Genomic DNA, 19295 nt, shown 5'->3' with positions numbered 1-19295 from the left:
TTAAGCTTCGTGAGATTTAAAATCCAATTCTGAGTAATCTCCTAAACTGATACTGCGCGAAACACCGTAATATTTGGCATTGTTTCCGATCATTGTATCTGTAAGATTTGCATTACTGATGATTGAATTTTCTTGAATCAAACTGTTATCAATATTCGAGTTTTCAACAACTGTTCCATTTCCTAATGAAACAAAAGGTCCAATTTTCGAATTTTTAATCACAACATTTTCTCCAATAAAACATGGCTCGATGATTAATGAATTGTCAACCGTTGCTGATGCAGCAATTCCTTTAAATTCTTCTTTATCTAAGTTAAGAACACGAGTGTTTGTATCTACAGTAACGGCTTTGTTACCACAATCCATCCATTCGTCTACTTTTCCAAGCGTAAATCTATCACCCGCAGCACGCATATTTTCTAATGCATCCGTCAATTGATATTCACCTCCTTTTTGAATATCATTTTCTAATAAATATTCGATTTCTTTATATAGCTTTTGTCCATCACGGAAAAAGTAAATTCCGATAATTGCTAAATCCGAAACAAATTCTTTTGGTTTTTCTACGAAATCTGTAATAACACTGTTATCATCTAATTTCACAACGCCAAAAGCCGAAGGATTATCGACCTGTTTTACCCAAACAACGCCATCCGATTCCATATCTAATTTGAAATCTGCACGAAATAATGTGTCTGCATACGCCACAACCGTTGGTCCATCCAAAGCTTCTTTTGCCATCCAAATAGAATGCGCTGTTCCAAGCGGCTCCAATTGATGACAAATTGTTCCTTTTGCTCCTAATTTTTCTGCAATTGCAATTAAATCAGCTTCAACCTCAGCTCCAAAATCACCAATTACAAAAGCAATTTCGTCAATTTTTTCTGAACAAACCTTCGCAATATCTTCTACCAAACGATGCACGATTGGTTTTCCTGCAATTGGAATTAATGGTTTTGGTGTTGTTAATGTATGAGGGCGTAAACGTGAACCACGTCCTGCCATTGGGATAATAATTTTCATTTTATTTCTAAAAATATTTTTTGTTAGATTGATATTTTATAATTGAATTACTTCTTTTTTAGATTCTTCGACAAGCTCAGAATGACAAAAAAATTATTGTTTTCCTGTACTTCCGAAACCTCCAGCTCCGCGTTCAGTTTCATTTAAAGCGTTAGATTCTTCCCACTCAACCGTTTCGTGTTTCGCGATCACTAATTGTGCAATACGCTCCCCATCGTTGATTGTAACGGCTTCGTTTGAAACATTAGCTAAAATAACACCGATTTCTCCACGATAATCTGCATCAATTGTTCCAGGAGAATTCAAACAAGTTAAACCATATTTTAACGCCATTCCACTACGAGGACGAACTTGTGCTTCGTAACCTGCTGGTAATTCGATGCTCAATCCTGTTGGAATTAATCTTCTTTCCAAAGGTTTTAATTCGATTGGTGCATCAATGTTAGCTGTTAAATCCATTCCAGCCGATAAAGCTGTTTTATATTCTGGTAAAGCGTGTTTCGAGATGTTGATAACTTTTACTTTCATCTTTATTTTCTTAGTTTTTTAAGTGTATTTTTTTCCGCAAACGCAATAAACGCAATGTACACGATAAGAATCAGATTACCAATAATCAAATTAGAATCGAGAATGTAATAATTTGTACATGCTAAAGCAATTGCAACTCCCATGTAAAGTACAATTTTATTGACTTTATACGGAATCGGATAAACTTTCTGACCCCAAATGTACGAAATCACCATCATTACACCATACGCCAATAAAGTTGTCCAGGCAGAAACCATAAAACCATATTTTGGCAATAAAAAAACATTCAAAATAATAGTAATCGCACCACCAACCAATGAAATTATAGTTCCGATACTTGTTCTATCCGTTACTTTGTACCATGTTGAAAGGTTATAATAAATTCCGAAAAATAAATTCGCAATTAAAATAATTGGGACAATATCTAAAGCATTCCAATACGTTGAATTTGGAACAAATATTTTCTTAATCCAGTCAATATTTGCTAAAATTCCAAGAATTACAATATTACAAATGATACTGAAAAAGAACAAAATATTCGCGTATGTCTGTTTTGCATCTCCTTTTTTGGCAACTTTAAAGAAAAATGGTTCTATTCCCATTCGATAAGCTGTTACGAAAAGCGTCATTAATGTTGCTAATTTGTAACAAGCGCCATAAGAACCCGCTGCTGCTGGATCTATTAATTGTCGTTGAACTAATTTATCGAAATTTTCATTTAAAATATACCCCAAACCAGCAATCATAATCGGATAACCGTACAAAAACATTTGTTTGAAAAGTGATTGATCAAATTTGAATTGAACATGACGTACAACGCCTATTAATAATACAAATCCTAAAATACTCGCTAATAAATTCGCTATAAAAGGATAGGAAATCGCATTATCAAAACCTAAACCTAGCATAAAATCTTTCGAAACATAATACAACAAACCAATTGTCAAAACTGCTTGAAAAACATTCTGAATTACGCGAATTGTTGTATATAATATTGGTCGATTTTTAAAACGTAGAACTGCAAAAGGGATCACACAAATTGCATCAAAAAAAGCAATCCACGCAAACCACAAAATATATTCTGGGTGATCGCTATAATTTGCAGAATCTGCCAGAGGTTGTAAAAAAAGAAAAACTAAAACGAGCATTGCAGTAGAACTCATCACCATAAACCAAAAAGCTGTATTCAACACTTTTTGATACATTCCTTCTTCGGTTGCATAACGGAAAAATGCAGTCTCGAAACCAAATGTTAAAATGACATTCAGGAAAGAAACCGCAGAATATAATTGAGAAAACATTGCAAAATCTGAATTATCAACTTGCTTGATAATAAAAAAATTCAATGCTAAAATAATTACCCTCGGCAATATAGAGCCAATACCGTAGATAATGGTCTCACTAAAAAGCTTTTTATACAAAGTCGTTAAAATTTTTACAAAATTGAGTTTCTTTTCGTAAAATTCAAAATACCTAAGCTACAAATTAATTAACTTTGTCTATTCAATACATATATTATGATAGAGTTATCTAATCGTAAAGTTGGATTAATAGGGAATGGAAGCTGGGCAACTGCGATTGCAAAAATGCTGAATAAAAACCTTGAAACTTTCAACTGGTGGGTAAAAGATGAATACGTAAAAGGATATTTAGAGCGAAATAGACACAATCCAAATTATTTAACTGATGTCGAATTTAAGTCAGAAAAGCTTAAAATTTCAACGGATATCAACGAAGTTGTCATGAATTCGGATATCATCTTTTTGGTTGTGCCATCTATTTACGTTGTCGATTGTTTGAGTAAATTAACTGTTCCGTTGACAGATAAATTTGTAGTGACATCAATCAAAGGAATTATTCCAGATCATTATCAATTGGTTGGACAATATTTGTTTGATAAATTCGACGTAAAAGAAGAACAATTAGGAATTGTAAGTGGACCTTGTCACGCTGAAGAAGTAGCTTTGGAGCGTCTTTCATATTTGACAATTGCGGCGCAAGACGAAAACAAAGCACAAATTGCTGCGGATTGTTTGGCTTGTGATTTTATCAAAACAAAACTTTCAAACGATATTTACGGAACTGAATTTGGCGCGGTATTGAAAAATATTTACGCGATTGCAGCAGGTATAGCGCATGGTTTGGGTTATGGAGATAATTTCCAAGCAGTTTTGATGAGTAATGCGATTCGAGAAATGAATCATATTTTAAAAACTGCAAGTCCTATGAAGCGTAAAATTAACGATTCGGCTTATTTAGGCGATTTGTTGGTAACAGGATATTCGTTCTTTTCACGAAATCGAATGTTCGGAAATATGATTGGAAAAGGTTACACCGTAAAATCTGCTATTTTGGAGATGAATATGGTTGCCGAAGGTTACTATGCGACAAAAGGTGTGGCAATTATGAACGAGCAATACCAAATAAAAGCGCCAATTATCAACGCTGTTCATAAGATTTTATACGAAGATAAAAACGCAAAAAAAACTTTCGAAAAGTTATCTAAAAAATTAGATTAAGATGATTAAACAAGATTTTATTTCAAAATATATTCAAGAATTAAACAAAACATTGGCTCGAATTATTTCGTTAGAAGTTGGAAATGCAGATGAAGGTTTTTTGATTATTTTCAATCAAATGTTACAATCGTATTACAAAATTGATGACAATAATTTGTCGACTTTATTGGAAGAAAACGAAGAACTCGATCAATTTTTGTTGGCAGATGAATTGAAAAAGAAAAATATTTTGACGTTTATGAAAGCGATTCGCATTTATATAAATCGAGAAGATGCTGTAAAAGCAAAAGCATCTTACGAAGTCTTGAAACGCATTGAAAGCATCAATTCTGGAATTTTTCAATTTCCAACAGAAGAAGATAATTTAATTGCACAAGAACGAAAAGTTGTGGAAGAAAAAATGAGTAATTTGTAATAAAATCTTACATTTAAAATATTTAGAAAAGCTGAACAATAATTTGATTGTTGTGTTGGCTTTTTTTATTTTTGATTAAAACCTTCTATTGAAAAAGTTAAAAAAAAATTTGATTTCATCATTTGTTTTCATTTTTCTAATGATGAATATTATTGCCATTTTTCATGCATATAAATTCACTCATTTTATTGAAGTAGATCAATCATTCAAAAGAAAATCCCCAAATGATTTAACAACCTTCGAAAAAGTTAAAATGATTTTCTTAGGTGTTGAAAATCCTAAACCTTCATCCAATTTAGCTGTTCCGAAAGAATATAAAGTAGAGCGATTAAAGAGTAATGTTGAGCTTGAAATTTGGATAAAAAATGTTGAAAACGAAAAAGGAATTGTACTTCTTTTTCATGGATATTCATCAGAAAAAACATCGCTTTTAGAAAATGCTAATTATTTTAATAAATTGGGATATTCAACGATTTTGACTGATTTTATGGGAAGTGGAAATTCTGAAGGTTATCAAACAACCATCGGATTTTTTGAAGCCGAAAACGTGAAAACAGTTTATAATTTTGCATTAAAAAATCATAAAAACGTTATTTTATATGGAAATTCAATGGGCGTTTCCGCAATAATGCGAGCTGTTGCTAAAAAAGACGTAAATCCTTCCTCTATAATTATTGAATGTCCTTTTGGCACCATGAAAAAAACGGTTGATAATCGTTTCAAAAACATGAATATTCCAACATTTCCTATGTCTAATTTATTGACCTTTTGGGGAGGAACGATTAATAATTTTTGGGCTTTTGATCACAATCCCGAAGATTATGCAAAATCTATAAAACAACCGATTTTGCTGTTGTATGGTGAAAAAGATAAAAATGTGACAAATCAAGAAACACAACAAATATTTCAAAATATTCAATCCAACTCTAAAATTCTTAAAACATTTCCTGAGGCTGGTCATGAAAATTATTTGAATAGATTTGAACAAGAATGGAAACAAACTATTTCCTCATTTTTGGATAAAGTGAAATAATATTATTATCTTAACACATTTTAAATCAATCTACTATGGATAATATTCTTTCATTACTATCATCATTGCTTTGTTGTATTTTGCCTTTTGTGTTAATTTTTGGAATTGCTTTTTGGGCAAGTAAATCACGCGAAAAGAAACAAAATACTTTGTTAGCGCAAGTTCCTCCAAATGCAGAGTTTAAAGCAGTTTTGAGGTATAATTTTGGAAATCAACAATCAAAATTTTGGAAAATGAAAGCGTTTCAAGGAAGTGGTGTTTTATATGTTTTAGACGACAAAATACATTATATCACCACAAATAATCCGAATGATAATTTTACTTTTGACTTGAAAACTTCACAAATCAATTGGATTGGAGTTAATCTTACAAATGGTTTGTTGGAATGGTTTCAATTGAAAAATGGAGAAAAAGATTATTATTTCAATGTCGAAACTGGCATGTTTATTTTTAATATAAATTCTAAAAAAATGAAAACAACGCAAGTTTTTAATTACTTGAAAGAAGCGCAGAAAAAATATCAATAATGCTAAAACCACTTCACAACGAAGTGGTTTTTCTATATAATCAAAAAATCATCAACTCAAAACTTAATGATTTATTTTCCAATTTGTCCGTATCTTTGCGCAAACACAACAAAACAATGCAAATTTTAGACGGTATTAAACTGGCAAAAGAGATCAAACAAGAGATCAAGGAGCTGGTACAGAATTACAAGGACCAAGGAGTTCGTGTACCACATTTGGGTGCAATTTTAGTAGGAAGCAACGGCGCTTCTCAAACCTATGTTGACAATAAAATCAAGGATTGTCATTTTGTAGGTTTTGAATCATCAGAATTACGTTTACCAGATACAATTTCTCAAGAAGATTTAATTGCAGAAATTGAAAAATGGAACAATGATGATACATTGGACGGATTTATCGTGCAATTACCATTACCAAAACACATCGATCAAGAAGCGGTTATCAATGCAATTGATCCTAAAAAAGATGTAGATGGTTTTCACCCGATGAATTTCGGTAAAATGGCGTTAGAGATGGAAACATTTTTACCTGCTACTCCTTACGGAATTATGGAAATGCTAGAGCGTTACAACATTGATACAGCTGGTAAACATACAGTTGTGATTGGTCGTTCTCGCATCGTTGGTCGCCCAATGAGTATTTTGATGAGTAAAAACGGAAATCCCGGAAACAGTACAGTAACATTAACTCATTCGAAAACTCAAAATTTAGAACAATTTACAAAAGAAGCTGATATTGTGATTACCGCATTAGGTGTTCCAGGTTTCTTAAAAGCTGATATGGTAAAAGATGGAGCGGTTATCGTTGACGTAGGAATTACACGCGTTGATGACGAAACTAATCCACGAGGATTTAGATTAGCTGGTGATGTAGATTTTGATAATGTAAAAGAAAAAGCATCGTGGATAACGCCAGTTCCAGGAGGAGTTGGACCAATGACACGCGCTATGTTATTAAAAAACACATTGTTGGCATACAACAACAAAAAATAAAATTATGATACACATTGCATCAACAACTGCAGAAGAACAACAATTGATACAAGAAGGGAAATTATTGCCTGTAATGGAGCATTTTTACACAATTCAAGGTGAAGGAATGTATACAGGTGTGGCTTCTTATTTTATTCGATTAGGAGGTTGTGATGTTGGTTGCCATTGGTGCGATGTAAAAGATAGTTGGGATGCTGAAAAGCATCCCTTAACTAACGTTGATGAATTGGTAGAATTGGCGACTTCTCAAGCCAAAACAATCATCATTACAGGAGGAGAACCTTTGATGTGGGATTTGACTTATTTGACAAAAAAACTACACGAAAAAGGTGCAAGAATCCATATTGAAACTTCGGGTGCCTATCCGTTGAGCGGAGAAATTGATTGGGTTTGTCTTTCTCCGAAGAAATTAATGTTGCCGTTAGACGAAGTTTGCGAAGCTGCAAATGAATTGAAATGTATTGTGTTCAATAATCACGATTTTCAATTTGCTGAAGAACAAGCTGCTCGAGTTGGAAAAGATTGTACGCTTTTCTTACAAACAGAGTGGAGCAAACGCGACAAAAACCTTCCATTGATTGTGGAATATGTAAAAGAAAATCCAAAATGGCGTTATTCTTTACAAACACACAAATATTTGGATATTCCTTAGAAATTTATCTGTTTAAAATCAGTTCTATTTAGACTGAGTAAATTTTTTTAAGTTACTGAATTTCATTATTTTTACATCAAACAAAAAATTGAAATAATGAAAAAAATAGCTTTGATGAGTTTCGCGGCAATTTTGATGATGAGCTGCGGAGATTCTAAGAAAGATGAATCAACTCAACCAGAAATAGATTATAGTACAGCTCCATCAGAAGATGCTGAAACTTCTACAGCTACGCCTGCTACAAACAATCATATTGTTTTGAAAGCGAGTGATGATATGCGCTACGATAAAACTGAATTTACAGTAAAAGCTGGTGAAGAAGTAACTTTAATCTTAATGAATGCTGGTGAAATGTCAAAAGAAGCAATGGGACATAATTTTATTTTATTAAAACCAGGTTCTGATGCTTCTGCTTTTGCAAATACAGCGGCTTCTGCTAAGGCGACAGATTATATTCCGACCGAGTTACAATCAGAAATTATTGCACATACAAAATTGTTAGGTGGTAAAGAAAATGATCAAATCAAATTTACTTTAGAAGAAGGTACATACGATTTCTTATGTTCTTTCCCAGGACATTTTGCAACAATGAATGGAAAAATAAAAGCGGTTAAATAGATTGTGCAATTATTTTTTATGTCGAATATAGTTTTGGCACAAATATTGAAATATTCATGTACGTATAAGATTTAGTAGAGTAAATTTTGTCCTCATGTGTTAATTTTAAGCCTGTTTCTTAACAGGCTTTTTTATTTTACAAAAATTTATTGTTCAAATATTTAACACTTATTCCAAATATTTTCATTCTATAATTTCATAACTTGTTAGTCACAATCAAAAAAATACTTTATTATGGGAAAGAATGTAGCACATCAAATTGTAGAATTACTAGAAAAAGCGAATATAAAACGTGTTTATGCAGTAACTGGTGATAGTCTCAATTTTTTTAATATTGCAGTTAAACAAAGTGACAAAATTGATTGGGTTCATGTAAGACATGAAGAAGCTGGTCACAAAAATTCATAAAAAAATCCGCTCAACACGCGGATTTTTTAGTAATTATATTGATAAATTATTTTCTCCAATATTTATAAGCATTGATTAATCCATTTGTAGAAGCATCATGAGAAGTAACTTGCTCATCATTTTCTAACTCTGGTAAAATCACATTTGCTAATTGTTTTCCTAACTCTACTCCCCATTGATCGAAAGAGAAAATATTCCAAATAACACCTTGCACGAAAATTTTGTGTTCGTACATCGCAATTAAATTTCCTAAAACTTTTGGTGTCAATACTTCATATAAAATTGAGTTTGTAGGACGATTTCCTTCAAATATTTTAAAAGCTGCTAAGAAATCAATTTCTTCTTTCGATTTTCCTGCTTTTTCTAATTCTGCAACAACTGTTTCTTCATCTTTTCCAAATGCTAAAGCTTCTGTTTGAGCAAAAAAGTTTGACAATAATTTTGCATGATGATCGCCTAAAACATTCAATGAATTAGCTCCTGCAATAAAATCTGCTGGAATTAATTTTGTTCCTTGATGGATTAATTGATAAAAAGCGTGTTGTCCATTTGTTCCAGGTTCTCCCCAAATAATTGGTCCAGTTTCATAATCCACTTTTTTTCCATCTCGACCAACATATTTGCCATTCGATTCCATATCTCCTTGTTGAAAATATGCTGCAAAGCGCGATAAATACTGCTCATAAGGCAACAAAGCAACCGAATCTGCACCAAAGAAATTGTTGTACCAAATTCCTAAAAGCGCTAAAACAACTGGTATATTTTGATCTAAAGTTTCTGTTTTGAAATGCACGTCCATTTCATGCGCTCCCTCTAACAATTCTTCGAAATGATCGAAACCAACTGCCAAAGCAATGCTCAAACCAATCGCACTCCACAATGAATAACGACCGCCAACCCAATCCCAAAACTGAAACATATTTGCCGTATCAATTCCGAAATTTGCAACGCCTTCTGCATTGGTTGATAACGCTACAAAATGTTTCGCTACATCAGCTTCTTGCGCATCAGAATTCAAAAACCATTCTTTTGCAGAAAAAGCATTTGTCATTGTTTCTTGCGTCGTAAAAGTTTTTGAAGCAACTATAAATAAAGTTGTTTCTGGATTTATTGCTTTAAAAGTTTCTGCTAAATGCGTTCCATCAATATTCGAAACAAAATGAATATTCAAACGAGTTTTATAATGTTTCAACGCTTCCGTCACCATCACAGGTCCAAGGTCAGAACCTCCAATTCCAATGTTGACAACGTCTGTAATTTCTTTTCCTGAAAAACCTTTCCATTCACCCGAAATTACTTTTTCCGAAAAAGATTTCATCTGATCTAACACCTCATTAATTTGAGGCATCACATCTTTTCCGTCAACCAAAACTTCTTCATTAGAGCGATTACGTAAAGCTGTATGCAAAACAGCTCGTTTTTCTGTCACGTTGATGACATCTCCTTCAAACATTTGCTGAATTGCCGTATCAACATCCATTTCTTTCGCCAAATCAACCAAAAGTTGAATCGTTTCTGCATTAATTCTATTTTTTGAATAATCTACTAATAATGAAGGATATTGAATTGAAAATTTTTCAAAACGATTTGCATTTTGAGCAAATAATTCTTTGATTGATGTATGCTGAATCGTTTGAAAATGTTGTTCTAAAGCATTCCAAGCCTTTGTAGTTGTTGGATTGATTGTATTTAAAGCCATAATATTTTTAGTATTCTTTCCTTAACAAATTTAATCATTTCAACTTCATCTCAAAATCAATGTTGTCACGATAACGTTGTAGGAAACAAAAATTTAAGAAATAATTATCAATCTTCTCATGTAACCTTTTTAAAAACAATTCGTCTTATAACCAAAACAATAAAATATGCGCAACTATTTTTTTATATTAATCGTAACAATTTGTACAATTCTTCAAGCTCAAATTAAATTAAAAGGAAGTGTAAAAGACAGTAATAATTTGCCAATTTCATATTGTTCGATTGGAATAAAAAATTCAGAAGTTGGAGCAATTACAGATGAAAATGGTAACTTTTCTATCGAAATTCCAGAAAATCTATCTAAAAGTCAATTAATTTTTGATGCATTAGGTTATGATGAAATTTCAAAATCTATAGAAGAAGTTCAACAGAATTCAATTATAATCTTGAATGAAAAATCAATTTCATTGTCAGAAGTTACGCTTAAAACAGAAAAAATGAAAGAGAAAATTATTGGTCAAAAAACTCGTCCAATGCTTACTTTTTCTAAAATGTTTAATCAAAATGTACCAACAATTGAACAAGGAAATATTTTTGAAATTTACCCAAATACAAAACTAAATGCATTTAATTTTCATATTATTCCAAGTTCCAAATATGAAGAAATCACGTTAAAAGTTAATATTTACGTTGTTAAAAATGGTTTGCCAACAGAATCGCTTTTAGATGAAAATATTATTTATAAAACATCTACAACTGGATGGCAAAAAATTGATTTAACACCATATAAATTTCGATTCAAAAATGTGGATAAAATAGCTGTGACACTACAATTAGTTGATTATAAAAAGCTTGCTCAAGAAGATTTTGTTTTTGGTGTTTCTGCTAAAAAATCTTTAGCAAAAGACTTGTTGTTTAGATATCAAAGTCAAGGTAATTGGGAAGCTTCTGCAGGGGTTTTTATAGCTAACTTAGATATTTTATATTCAAAAGATAAATTGACTATAAATGAGGAAAAGCCTGAAGAAATTGATGCAAAAACACAAGAATTGATTTCATACTATCAGCATAAAGAGAAAGCTAAAAGGTCGATTTACGGAAAAAATAAGTCAGGAAAATATGTTGATATAAACGATGCGAAGATTTATTATGAAGAATATGGAGAAGGTGAGCCTTTGATATTTTTGCACGGAAATAATGGAAGTATTGAGGATTTTTATCAACAAATTCCATTTTTTGCGAAGCATTATCGAGTAATTGTTCTTGATACGCGCGGACAAGGTAGAAGTACCGATTTGACACATACACCTTACACTTACGAAGAATTTGCAAACGATTTACTTCAAATCATTCAAAAATTTAATCTAAAGAAAGTCAATCTTATTGGCTGGAGTGATGGTGGAAATACAGCTTTAATTTTTAATTCTAAATATCCTGAATTAGTTAATAAAATTGTAACTATTGGAGCAGTTCTTAATCCAAATGGAGTAAGCGAAGAACTGATTGGGAGTTTGAAAAGTTTAGCAAATAAACCTTCCGAAAACGCGAATTTACGCTTAATCGAATTGATGTTAAATGAACCAAATATTACGAAATCTGAACTAAATAAAATTCAGAATCCTGTATTGGTTATTGCTGGTGAAAAAGATGAAGTAAAAGAGAGTCATACGAAAGAAATTCAACAAAATATTTCAAAAGCAGAGTTATTGATTATTCCAAATTCGACACATTATGTTCCTTTCGAACAGCCAAAAATATTAAATGAAGCTATTTTGAAGTTTTTGAAAAAATAGGAACATAGGTTTAGTTTTCAATTTCTCCATATCTTTACTCCACTAAACCAACTCAATGAAATACATCACAGGTTTTTTTGTCCTTATTTGGCGCATTTGGATGATATTTTTAGCTGCAATTTATGTCCTAACAATAGGCGTTTTTATCGTACTACCTTTGGCAAGTTTCGAAAAAACATTCCCATATATTTATCCGTTAATTAGATATTGGGGCAAATTTGTGTTGTATGGAACGGGATTCAGAATAGATTACAAAAAACTTGTCCCCCTCGATCCAAAAGAAAATTATGTTTTTATAGCCAATCATACTTCGATTATGGATATTATGTTGATGTTGACGATTCTAAAACATCATCCAATCGTATTTGTAGGCAAGGCAGAGTTACTCAAAATCCCTATCTTTGGACGAATATTCGAGCGAATTTGTATCCCTGTCGACCGAAAAAGTGCACGTAGTAAAGCACTTGTTTATCCCGAAGCAAAGAAAAAATTAGACAAAAATCTGAGTATTTTTATTTTTCCTGAAGGAGGCGTAACAAACGACAAAGAATTCAAGATTTATTTGGATCCTTTCAAAGACGGAGCGTTTAACATTGCGATTGAAACACAAACGCCTTTGGCTGTTTTGGCGATTCACGGTGTTAATAAAATGTTTCCGTTTAATTGGTTTAGAGGTTATCCAGGAAAAATAAAAGTCCGATTATTGGAGACTTTCGAAACGAAAGATTTGAATGTAAAAAACGATAAAGTTGCTTTGAAAGAAGCTGCTTACAACATGATTTTAAAAGATTTAGAACAATGAAAAATTTAGTTTATATCGCATTAGGAACGGCTTTAACGGCGGTTAGTTGCAATAAACAAATCACTTCTAACACAGAAATTGAAGCAAAGGATAATCAAACTTTTTCTGATTTAGATAAAGCTCGCATCAAACATTTGAGTTTAGATATCGAAACTGATTTCGATACGCATCAAATCAAAGGTTCGGCGGCTTATACATTCGAAAATAATCAAGCAAAACAATTGATTTTAGATACCGAAAAGTTAACAATTGATTCTGTTTTATTAGCGAATGGTCAAAAAACAACATATAAATTAGGCGAAAAAGATTCGATCAAAGGTCAAGCATTAATCATAGATGTTACACCAAATGATACAATTGTAAAAGTTTTTTATAAAACTTCGCCTGATGCAAATGCCTTACAATGGTTAAATCCGCAACAAACGCACGATAAAAAACATCCATTTTTATTGTCACAAGGACAAGCAATTTTAACTCGTTCTTGGATTCCGATTCAAGATACACCAAGTGTTCGTCTTACATATGATGCGAAAGTAAAAACACCGAAAGATTTATTGCCTTTGATGAGCGCAATCAATCCGAAAGAAAAAAATGCAGAAGGAGTTTATACTTTCAAAATGCCTCAGCCAATTGCGCCTTATTTGATTGCTTTAGCTGTTGGAGATGTGCAATATCAACCAATTGATAACAGAACGGGTGTTTATGCAGAACCTGGATTATTGAAAGCTGCCGCTTGGGAATTTGCTGATATGGGAAAAATGGTGACTGCTGCTGAAAAATTGTACGGAAAATATCCTTGGGAACAATTTGATGTCTTGGTTTTACCACCTTCGTTTCCGTTTGGTGGAATGGAAAATCCGCGTTTAACGTTTGCTACGCCAACTGCTATTGTAGGTGATCGTTCGATGACGAATTTGATTGCACACGAATTGGCGCATTCTTGGTCTGGAAATTTGGTAACGAATTCTACTTGGGATGATTTCTGGGTAAATGAAGGATTTACAGTTTATTTCGAACGTAGAATTATGGAAGAATTAGAAGGAAAAGATTATGCGGATATGATTTCGGTAATCGGTTTTCAAGATTTAGAAACATCAATGAAAAATATTCCAGAAAAATATACTTCATTAAAAGTAAACATGAAAGGGGCAAATCCTGATGATGCTTTTTCTGATGTTCCTTACGATAAAGGTTATTTATTTTTGAAAATGTTAGAAGATAAATATGGACGAGAAAAGTTTGATAAATTCTTGAATCAATATTTTTCTTCGCACGCTTTCCAAACAATGACTACAGAAAAATTTGTCGAATATTTGAAAGCTAATTTGACAAATGGAGACGATTCTTTTGTTCAAGAATGGATTTATAACATAGGTTGGCCAAAAGATTTGAAAAAACCTACTTCAAAATTATTCGATTTAGCAGAAGCACAATTACAGCAAGATATTACAAACGGAAGAAATAAAGTTGCACCAAAAAAAGTGGCAATTTCTACGAAATCTACAAACGAATGGGTTCATTTTATTCGTCAAATTGATACGACTAAAAACACAAAGGAAGATTTAGCTTATTTGGATGCTATTTATGATTTTACGAATTCTAAAAATCCAGAAATAGAAACAGCTTGGTACGAAAAAGCATTTTTAATGCATTACGATAAAGTCAACACAAATGCGAAAGAATTCTTGGTAAATGTTGGTCGTCGTAAATTTTTAGAGCCTTTGTATTTAGCATTAAAAGAATCTAATCAATTAGATTTAGCGAAGAATATTTACAAAGATGCACGTCCAAATTATCATTTTGTTGCGCGTCAAACAATTGACACAATGTTAAACTACAAACCATAAAACATGGCGATTGTAGCATATACAGACGGTTCGTCGTTGGGAAATCCTGGTCCAGGAGGATTTGGTTGTATTTTGTTGGAAACCGAGAAAAAAGTCAAAAAAGAAATTTCTCAAGGTTTTCGATTAACAACGAATAATCGAATGGAATTGTTGGCAGTCATTACGGCTTTAGAAACACTAAAGTTTACCAACACGGAGATTACCATTGTGACGGATTCTAAATATGTGGTAGATGCTGTGGAAAAACGTTGGGTTTTTGGTTGGGTGCAAAAGAATTTCAAAGGAAAGAAGAATGCTGATTTGTGGAAAAGATTTTTAGAAGTTTATAAAATTCATCGCGTAAAATTTCAATGGATAAAAGGTCATGCTGGACATCATTGGAACGAAGAAGCTGATAAATTAGCGGTTGCGGCAGCAAATAAACCAGAAAATTTTAAGATAGATTCTTACTTCGAAATTCATCAAAACGAAGAATAATTTTCTACTTTTGTGAGGCAGAGAGAAAAATGAAAATGAAGACGTTGTGGAGATTTCTCCCACTAATTTTAATTACAATTTACAGTTGTTCATCCAAAAAAGAAAAAGGTGAACTTGTCTACTTTAGTGGACGAATCGCGAACGCACAAACTGATAGCATTTACCTATTATTGAATAATCGTGAGAAAGCTTTTGCTTTAGATTTTGATGGAAACTTTTCGGATACAGTTCAGTTAGTTGACGAAGGTTATAAGACACTTTCCATCGAGCGCGAAGAGTTTACAATTTATTTGATTCCAGGTGATAGTTTGATTCTAAATACAGATTTAAAACATTTGGAGAATAATTTCAAATTCTCTGGAATAGGCAAAAATCGAAACAATTATTTGGTTGACAAAAGTTTTCAAACGGATAAATTCTTAACTGATCATACCGAATTGTTTAAACTTGCTCCGCCAGATTTCAAAAATCAAATCAAAAATTTTCATCAAAAAGTTTTCGAAGATTTAGAGAAATTAGAAGTTAATTCTTCGTTCATCAAAACAGAAAAAACGAATTTGAATTACGATTTTATCAATTTGTTATACATGTACAAGGATTCGTACACATATTACAATCCTGCTTCTCAGCAATTACCTGTTAATTTTTTGACAGAATTAGATGAAATCGATTTAGATAATGACGAGGATTATAGAACGTATCAGAGTTACCGCAATATTGTCTTAACAAACTTACAAGAAAAATTATATCAAGGTCTTTCTGCGGATGCTTTATTGGAAAACATCAAAAGTCAATCGATAAAAAATGGATTTATTAATTCATTAATTTACGAACTTGATCCAAAAGATCCGAATAGCAACGGAATTTATCAAGCGATACAAAAACATTGCAATTATCAACCTTGGTTGGACGAAGCTGCAAAGAGAATGAAAAAAATTAGTTAATTATTTACGGATATAAAACAAAAAGCCACTTCTTTTCGAAGTGGCTTTTATTTTTATAATATCTTATTGTCTTTGCCTCACAGCTTCGTAAACACAAATCGCTGCTGCGTTACTCACATTTAACGAATCTACAAACCCTAACATTGGGATTTTGATTAAAACAGCTGAATTATCAGCCCAAAAATCTGAAAGCCCTGTCGCTTCTGTTCCTAAAATAATCGCTGAAGATTTTGTGAAATCAGTCTCGTATAAATTCTTCGTTTCCTCTCTCAAAAATGTGGAAACAACTTGAATATTTTTCGACTTTAAGAAATCCAAAACAGCCTCTTTACTTGCTGATGCAATTTGATTAGTAAACAATGTTCCAACCGAAGAACGAATCACATTCGGATTGAAAAAATCGACTGTTTCATCACAAACAATTACAGCATCTACTTTTGCTCCATCTCCTGTTCGTAAAACTGCACCAAGATTTCCAGGCTTTTCTACCGCTTCCAAAACAACAACCAATGCATTTTCTGGCAATTGTAAATCAGTCAATGTCGAAGATTTCGTTTTATAGACACCAATAATTCCGCCTGTCGATTTTCTATACGCAAGCTTCTCAAAAACTTGTTTGGTAATTGTAAATACTTTTGCTTGTCCAAAATCTATTGATTTGTTATAAATATCTTCGCAAATATAAATTTCAACCGCTTCGTAACCACCTTTTACAGCTAATTCATTTTCTTGTGTTCCTTCCACAATAAATAAACCTTGATTTTTACGTTCTCTCGATTTTTCTTGCAATTTCAGCAAGTTTTTAATCCTTGGATTTTGAAGACTTTCTATTAACATTTTACAAAATTACTCGAAATTCTTTGAAGTAGATTCAAATTATTTCATTGTTGCTAATTTTTTACTTACAACTTTTACTAACTTATATTTTAATGAAGATGCATCTGCTGGTGGATTTTCAATTTTAGATTTTGAAACAATAATTTGATATTCATAACCTGGTTCATGCTCAAATCCTTCAATCTGATTATAAAAATATTGCCACTCAGCTGCATTTGCTTCTTTTACCATCATACATTGCATTTTCGCAACTCCTGCAGTACATTCTCTTGTTTCTGGAGCTACTGTTAACAATTCTTCTCCTTGTTTCAATTCTTTAGTTGAAGCGCAAGAGGCAAATAAACCAATACTTAAAATACTTGATAAAATAATTTTTTTCATAGTATATCATATTATTGTTTGACAACAAATATTATGCTAAAAACTTGCTCAAACTTCAAAGTAAATTCATTTTCAAAAATTTAACTTGAATATAAATAACTTAATCACTTGTATTTTTTGTTGTACCTTTGCACCTTAAAATCAGAATTTTCGTATGACCAAAGATGGAAAAATGGAGTTGATGGCTCCTGCTGGGAATTTCGAATCGTTACAAGCAGCTTTAGATAATGGAGCTGATTCTGTATATTTCGGAGTTGAGCAGTTGAATATGCGTGCGAGAGCATCAATAAACTTTACAATGGACGATTTACCAGAAATCGTAAAACGTTGTGAGGAAAAAGGTGTGCGTTCTTACCTTACTTTAAATACAATTATATACGATCACGATTTATCTTTAATCAAAAACTTATTGGACAGAGCAAAAGAAGCTAATATTACGGCTGTTATTGCAATGGATCAATCGGTTATTGCCTATGCAAGACAAATTGGGATTGAGATTCATATTTCGACACAAATTAACGTTACGAATATCGAAACAGTAAAATTTTATGCAATGTTTGCTGATACAATGGTATTGTCGCGTGAATTGAGTTTGAAACAAGTGAAAAAGATTTGTGAACAAATTATCAAAGATGATGTTCGTGGACCGAGTGGAAATTTAGTTGAAATCGAAATTTTCGGTCACGGAGCATTGTGTATGGCTGTTTCAGGTAAATGTTACTTGAGCTTACATTCGCACAATTCTTCTGCAAATCGTGGAGCTTGTAAACAAAACTGTCGTAAAAAATATACGGTAATCGACCAAGAATCTGGTTTCGAAATCGAATTAGATAACGAATACATGATGTCGCCAAAAGACCTTTGTACAATGGAATTTTTGGATGAAGTGGTTGATGCTGGTGTAAAAGTATTGAAAATTGAAGGTCGTGGACGTGCTCCAGAATACGTTGCAACTGTAATTCGTGCGTATAGAGAAGCGATTGATTCTATTGCGGATAAAACATATTCAAAAGAAAAAGTGGATTACTGGATGGGATTATTGCAAACTGTTTATAATCGTGGTTTTTGGTCTGGATATTATTTAGGTCAAAAATTAGGAGAATGGTCTGCTGTTCCAGGTTCTATGGCAACTCAGAAAAAAGTTTATATCGGAAAAGGAGTTCATTTCTTCCCAAAACCAAGTATTGGTCAATTTGTAATTGATGCCTATGATTTGAAAATTGGAGATTTAATTTTAGTTACAGGACCAACAACTGGAGCCAAAGAAATGGTGGTAACAGAAATGATGGTGGAAGATGTAAAATCTGATACAGCTAAAAAAGGTGATTCGATTACAATTCCGATGGAATTTAGAATTCGTCCATCTGATAAATTATACAAATTAGTAAAAGTAGAAGAGCCAGGAACACAACAAAATAGTGTTGAAGAAGGCGCTTATTCTCATTAAAAAAATAGTTATCAATGGTCATTATTACGTTACAACGCGATAAATGCATCGGATGCAACTATTGTTATGAGTTAGCACCAGAACGATTCAGAATGTCAAAAAAAGATGGTAAATCTGTTTTATTAAAAGCAATTGATAAAAAAGGTTTCCACACGTTGAAAGACCCTGATCATTCTATCGCAGATAATTGCGAACGTGCTGCCAAAGCTTGCCCTGTAAATATAATTACAGTAAAAGAAATTTAGGTTAAAACATTAGCTATATAAAAGTCCATCAAAATTTTGATGGACTTTTTATTTTTTTAATTTTATTTAATTAATATACAAATTCATAAAAGATATTTACGGTTTCCCT

At 32.3% G+C, this 19295-nt stretch carries 20 protein-coding genes and 1 pseudogene; 15 read left to right on the top strand and 6 right to left on the bottom strand.

Features of this window, described 5'->3' with window-relative positions:
- The 3 genes from N5D03_RS02670 to N5D03_RS02660 form a co-directional block, all read right to left on the bottom strand.
- Positions 1 to 1023 carry a sugar phosphate nucleotidyltransferase gene (locus N5D03_RS02670; RefSeq protein ID WP_280049246.1) on the bottom strand — a complete coding sequence of 341 codons (1023 nt, stop codon included), beginning with the start codon at positions 1021 to 1023 and terminating at the stop codon, positions 1 to 3.
- A 93-nt stretch (positions 1024 to 1116) separates the two neighbouring features.
- Entirely contained in the window at positions 1117 to 1551 is a 435-nt protein-coding gene (gene dut / locus N5D03_RS02665; RefSeq protein ID WP_038336568.1) for a dUTP diphosphatase, read from the bottom strand.
- A 2-nt stretch (positions 1552 to 1553) separates the two neighbouring features.
- Positions 1554 to 2972 (bottom strand): oligosaccharide flippase family protein, encoded by a 1419-nt coding sequence (locus N5D03_RS02660; protein WP_280050876.1) that lies wholly within the window; start codon positions 2970 to 2972, stop codon positions 1554 to 1556.
- Between the two features lie 96 nt (positions 2973 to 3068).
- On the opposite strand from N5D03_RS02660, the gene N5D03_RS02655 reads away from it, so the two are divergent.
- The 8 genes and pseudogenes from N5D03_RS02655 to N5D03_RS02620 form a co-directional block, all read left to right on the top strand.
- On the top strand, positions 3069 to 4070 hold the full coding sequence (locus N5D03_RS02655) for an NAD(P)H-dependent glycerol-3-phosphate dehydrogenase (RefSeq protein WP_180905634.1): 1002 nt from the start codon (positions 3069 to 3071) through the stop codon (positions 4068 to 4070).
- A gap of 1 nt (position 4071) precedes the next feature.
- Positions 4072 to 4485, top strand: coding sequence for a hypothetical protein (locus tag N5D03_RS02650; protein WP_180905633.1), 414 nt, complete (start codon positions 4072 to 4074; stop codon positions 4483 to 4485).
- 88 nt (positions 4486 to 4573) lie between these two features.
- Positions 4574 to 5518: an alpha/beta hydrolase gene (locus N5D03_RS02645; RefSeq protein ID WP_280050875.1), complete on the top strand. Its 945-nt coding sequence runs from the start codon at positions 4574 to 4576 to the stop codon at positions 5516 to 5518.
- 35 nt (positions 5519 to 5553) lie between these two features.
- Positions 5554 to 6045 carry a hypothetical protein gene (locus N5D03_RS02640; protein ID WP_125349194.1) on the top strand — a complete coding sequence of 164 codons (492 nt, stop codon included), beginning with the start codon at positions 5554 to 5556 and terminating at the stop codon, positions 6043 to 6045.
- A 116-nt stretch (positions 6046 to 6161) separates the two neighbouring features.
- The gene (locus N5D03_RS02635; RefSeq protein WP_038336522.1) at positions 6162 to 7037 is read left to right on the top strand and encodes a bifunctional 5,10-methylenetetrahydrofolate dehydrogenase/5,10-methenyltetrahydrofolate cyclohydrolase; all 876 of its coding nucleotides are present in this window, start codon (positions 6162 to 6164) and stop codon (positions 7035 to 7037) included.
- A gap of 4 nt (positions 7038 to 7041) precedes the next feature.
- Positions 7042 to 7689 carry a 7-carboxy-7-deazaguanine synthase QueE gene (locus N5D03_RS02630; protein WP_280049250.1) on the top strand — a complete coding sequence of 216 codons (648 nt, stop codon included), beginning with the start codon at positions 7042 to 7044 and terminating at the stop codon, positions 7687 to 7689.
- A 96-nt stretch (positions 7690 to 7785) separates the two neighbouring features.
- Positions 7786 to 8307 (top strand): plastocyanin/azurin family copper-binding protein, encoded by a 522-nt coding sequence (locus N5D03_RS02625; RefSeq protein WP_125349193.1) that lies wholly within the window; start codon positions 7786 to 7788, stop codon positions 8305 to 8307.
- Between the two features lie 234 nt (positions 8308 to 8541).
- Positions 8542 to 8700 (top strand): annotated as a pseudogene (locus N5D03_RS02620) (thiamine pyrophosphate-binding protein); the annotation flags it as partial.
- Between the two features lie 61 nt (positions 8701 to 8761).
- On the opposite strand, the gene pgi reads toward N5D03_RS02620, so the two are convergent.
- Complete coding sequence (pgi, locus tag N5D03_RS02615) at positions 8762 to 10414, bottom strand: glucose-6-phosphate isomerase (protein ID WP_280050874.1); 1653 nt, start codon at positions 10412 to 10414, stop codon at positions 8762 to 8764.
- 166 nt (positions 10415 to 10580) lie between these two features.
- Between pgi and N5D03_RS02610 the strand changes: the two genes are divergently transcribed.
- From N5D03_RS02610 to N5D03_RS02590, 5 genes are read left to right on the top strand one after another with little or no spacing between them, the layout of a single operon-like run.
- A complete protein-coding gene (locus tag N5D03_RS02610; protein WP_280050873.1) occupies positions 10581 to 12206 on the top strand; it encodes an alpha/beta hydrolase in 1626 nt (541 codons plus the stop codon).
- Between the two features lie 55 nt (positions 12207 to 12261).
- The gene (locus tag N5D03_RS02605; protein WP_280050872.1) at positions 12262 to 13008 is read left to right on the top strand and encodes a lysophospholipid acyltransferase family protein; all 747 of its coding nucleotides are present in this window, start codon (positions 12262 to 12264) and stop codon (positions 13006 to 13008) included.
- Positions 13005 to 14855 (top strand): M1 family metallopeptidase, encoded by a 1851-nt coding sequence (locus tag N5D03_RS02600; protein WP_280050871.1) that lies wholly within the window; start codon positions 13005 to 13007, stop codon positions 14853 to 14855. Before N5D03_RS02605 ends, N5D03_RS02600 begins: the two co-directional genes overlap by 4 nt.
- Positions 14856 to 14858: 3 nt before the next feature.
- On the top strand, positions 14859 to 15332 hold the full coding sequence (gene rnhA / locus N5D03_RS02595; protein WP_038336544.1) for a ribonuclease HI: 474 nt from the start codon (positions 14859 to 14861) through the stop codon (positions 15330 to 15332).
- A gap of 29 nt (positions 15333 to 15361) precedes the next feature.
- Positions 15362 to 16276, top strand: a complete 915-nt coding sequence (locus tag N5D03_RS02590; RefSeq protein ID WP_280050870.1) for a hypothetical protein — start codon at positions 15362 to 15364, stop codon at positions 16274 to 16276.
- Positions 16277 to 16339: 63 nt separating this feature from the next.
- On the opposite strand, the gene N5D03_RS02585 is transcribed toward N5D03_RS02590, so the two are convergent.
- Together N5D03_RS02585 and N5D03_RS02580 are read right to left on the bottom strand one after the other, a co-directional pair.
- Entirely contained in the window at positions 16340 to 17113 is a 774-nt protein-coding gene (locus tag N5D03_RS02585; protein ID WP_280050869.1) for an RNA methyltransferase, read from the bottom strand.
- A 39-nt stretch (positions 17114 to 17152) separates the two neighbouring features.
- Positions 17153 to 17494: a DUF4377 domain-containing protein gene (locus N5D03_RS02580; RefSeq protein WP_038336271.1), complete on the bottom strand. Its 342-nt coding sequence runs from the start codon at positions 17492 to 17494 to the stop codon at positions 17153 to 17155.
- A 154-nt stretch (positions 17495 to 17648) separates the two neighbouring features.
- Here N5D03_RS02580 and N5D03_RS02575 point away from each other — a divergent pair, with 154 nt between their 5' ends.
- Together N5D03_RS02575 and N5D03_RS02570 are read left to right on the top strand one after the other, a co-directional pair.
- On the top strand, positions 17649 to 18941 hold the full coding sequence (locus N5D03_RS02575; RefSeq protein ID WP_125349183.1) for a peptidase U32 family protein: 1293 nt from the start codon (positions 17649 to 17651) through the stop codon (positions 18939 to 18941).
- Between the two features lie 14 nt (positions 18942 to 18955).
- Positions 18956 to 19186, top strand: coding sequence for a ferredoxin (locus N5D03_RS02570; RefSeq protein ID WP_038336269.1), 231 nt, complete (start codon positions 18956 to 18958; stop codon positions 19184 to 19186).
- The last annotated feature ends 109 nt before the right edge of the window (positions 19187 to 19295 follow it).

Source organism: Empedobacter sp. GD03861, from assembly GCF_029840885.1.
In the GTDB taxonomy this organism is placed as follows: domain Bacteria; phylum Bacteroidota; class Bacteroidia; order Flavobacteriales; family Weeksellaceae; genus Empedobacter; species Empedobacter falsenii_B.
This window is presented reverse-complemented; position numbering and strand designations above follow the sequence as displayed.

Coding starts and splice junctions, on each gene's coding strand:
- N5D03_RS02670 (WP_280049246.1), bottom strand. CDS start 1,023: ATGAAAATTATTATCCCAATGGCAGGACGTGGTTCACGTTTACGCCCT.
- dut (WP_038336568.1), bottom strand. CDS start 1,551: ATGAAAGTAAAAGTTATCAACATCTCGAAACACGCTTTACCAGAATAT.
- N5D03_RS02655 (WP_180905634.1), top strand. CDS start 3,069: ATGATAGAGTTATCTAATCGTAAAGTTGGATTAATAGGGAATGGAAGC.
- N5D03_RS02650 (WP_180905633.1), top strand. CDS start 4,072: ATGATTAAACAAGATTTTATTTCAAAATATATTCAAGAATTAAACAAA.
- N5D03_RS02640 (WP_125349194.1), top strand. CDS start 5,554: ATGGATAATATTCTTTCATTACTATCATCATTGCTTTGTTGTATTTTG.
- N5D03_RS02635 (WP_038336522.1), top strand. CDS start 6,162: ATGCAAATTTTAGACGGTATTAAACTGGCAAAAGAGATCAAACAAGAG.
- N5D03_RS02630 (WP_280049250.1), top strand. CDS start 7,042: ATGATACACATTGCATCAACAACTGCAGAAGAACAACAATTGATACAA.
- N5D03_RS02625 (WP_125349193.1), top strand. CDS start 7,786: ATGAAAAAAATAGCTTTGATGAGTTTCGCGGCAATTTTGATGATGAGC.
- pgi (WP_280050874.1), bottom strand. CDS start 10,414: ATGGCTTTAAATACAATCAATCCAACAACTACAAAGGCTTGGAATGCT.
- N5D03_RS02610 (WP_280050873.1), top strand. CDS start 10,581: ATGCGCAACTATTTTTTTATATTAATCGTAACAATTTGTACAATTCTT.
- N5D03_RS02605 (WP_280050872.1), top strand. CDS start 12,262: ATGAAATACATCACAGGTTTTTTTGTCCTTATTTGGCGCATTTGGATG.
- N5D03_RS02600 (WP_280050871.1), top strand. CDS start 13,005: ATGAAAAATTTAGTTTATATCGCATTAGGAACGGCTTTAACGGCGGTT.
- rnhA (WP_038336544.1), top strand. CDS start 14,859: ATGGCGATTGTAGCATATACAGACGGTTCGTCGTTGGGAAATCCTGGT.
- N5D03_RS02590 (WP_280050870.1), top strand. CDS start 15,362: ATGAAAATGAAGACGTTGTGGAGATTTCTCCCACTAATTTTAATTACA.
- N5D03_RS02585 (WP_280050869.1), bottom strand. CDS start 17,113: ATGTTAATAGAAAGTCTTCAAAATCCAAGGATTAAAAACTTGCTGAAA.
- N5D03_RS02580 (WP_038336271.1), bottom strand. CDS start 17,494: ATGAAAAAAATTATTTTATCAAGTATTTTAAGTATTGGTTTATTTGCC.
- N5D03_RS02575 (WP_125349183.1), top strand. CDS start 17,649: ATGACCAAAGATGGAAAAATGGAGTTGATGGCTCCTGCTGGGAATTTC.
- N5D03_RS02570 (WP_038336269.1), top strand. CDS start 18,956: ATGGTCATTATTACGTTACAACGCGATAAATGCATCGGATGCAACTAT.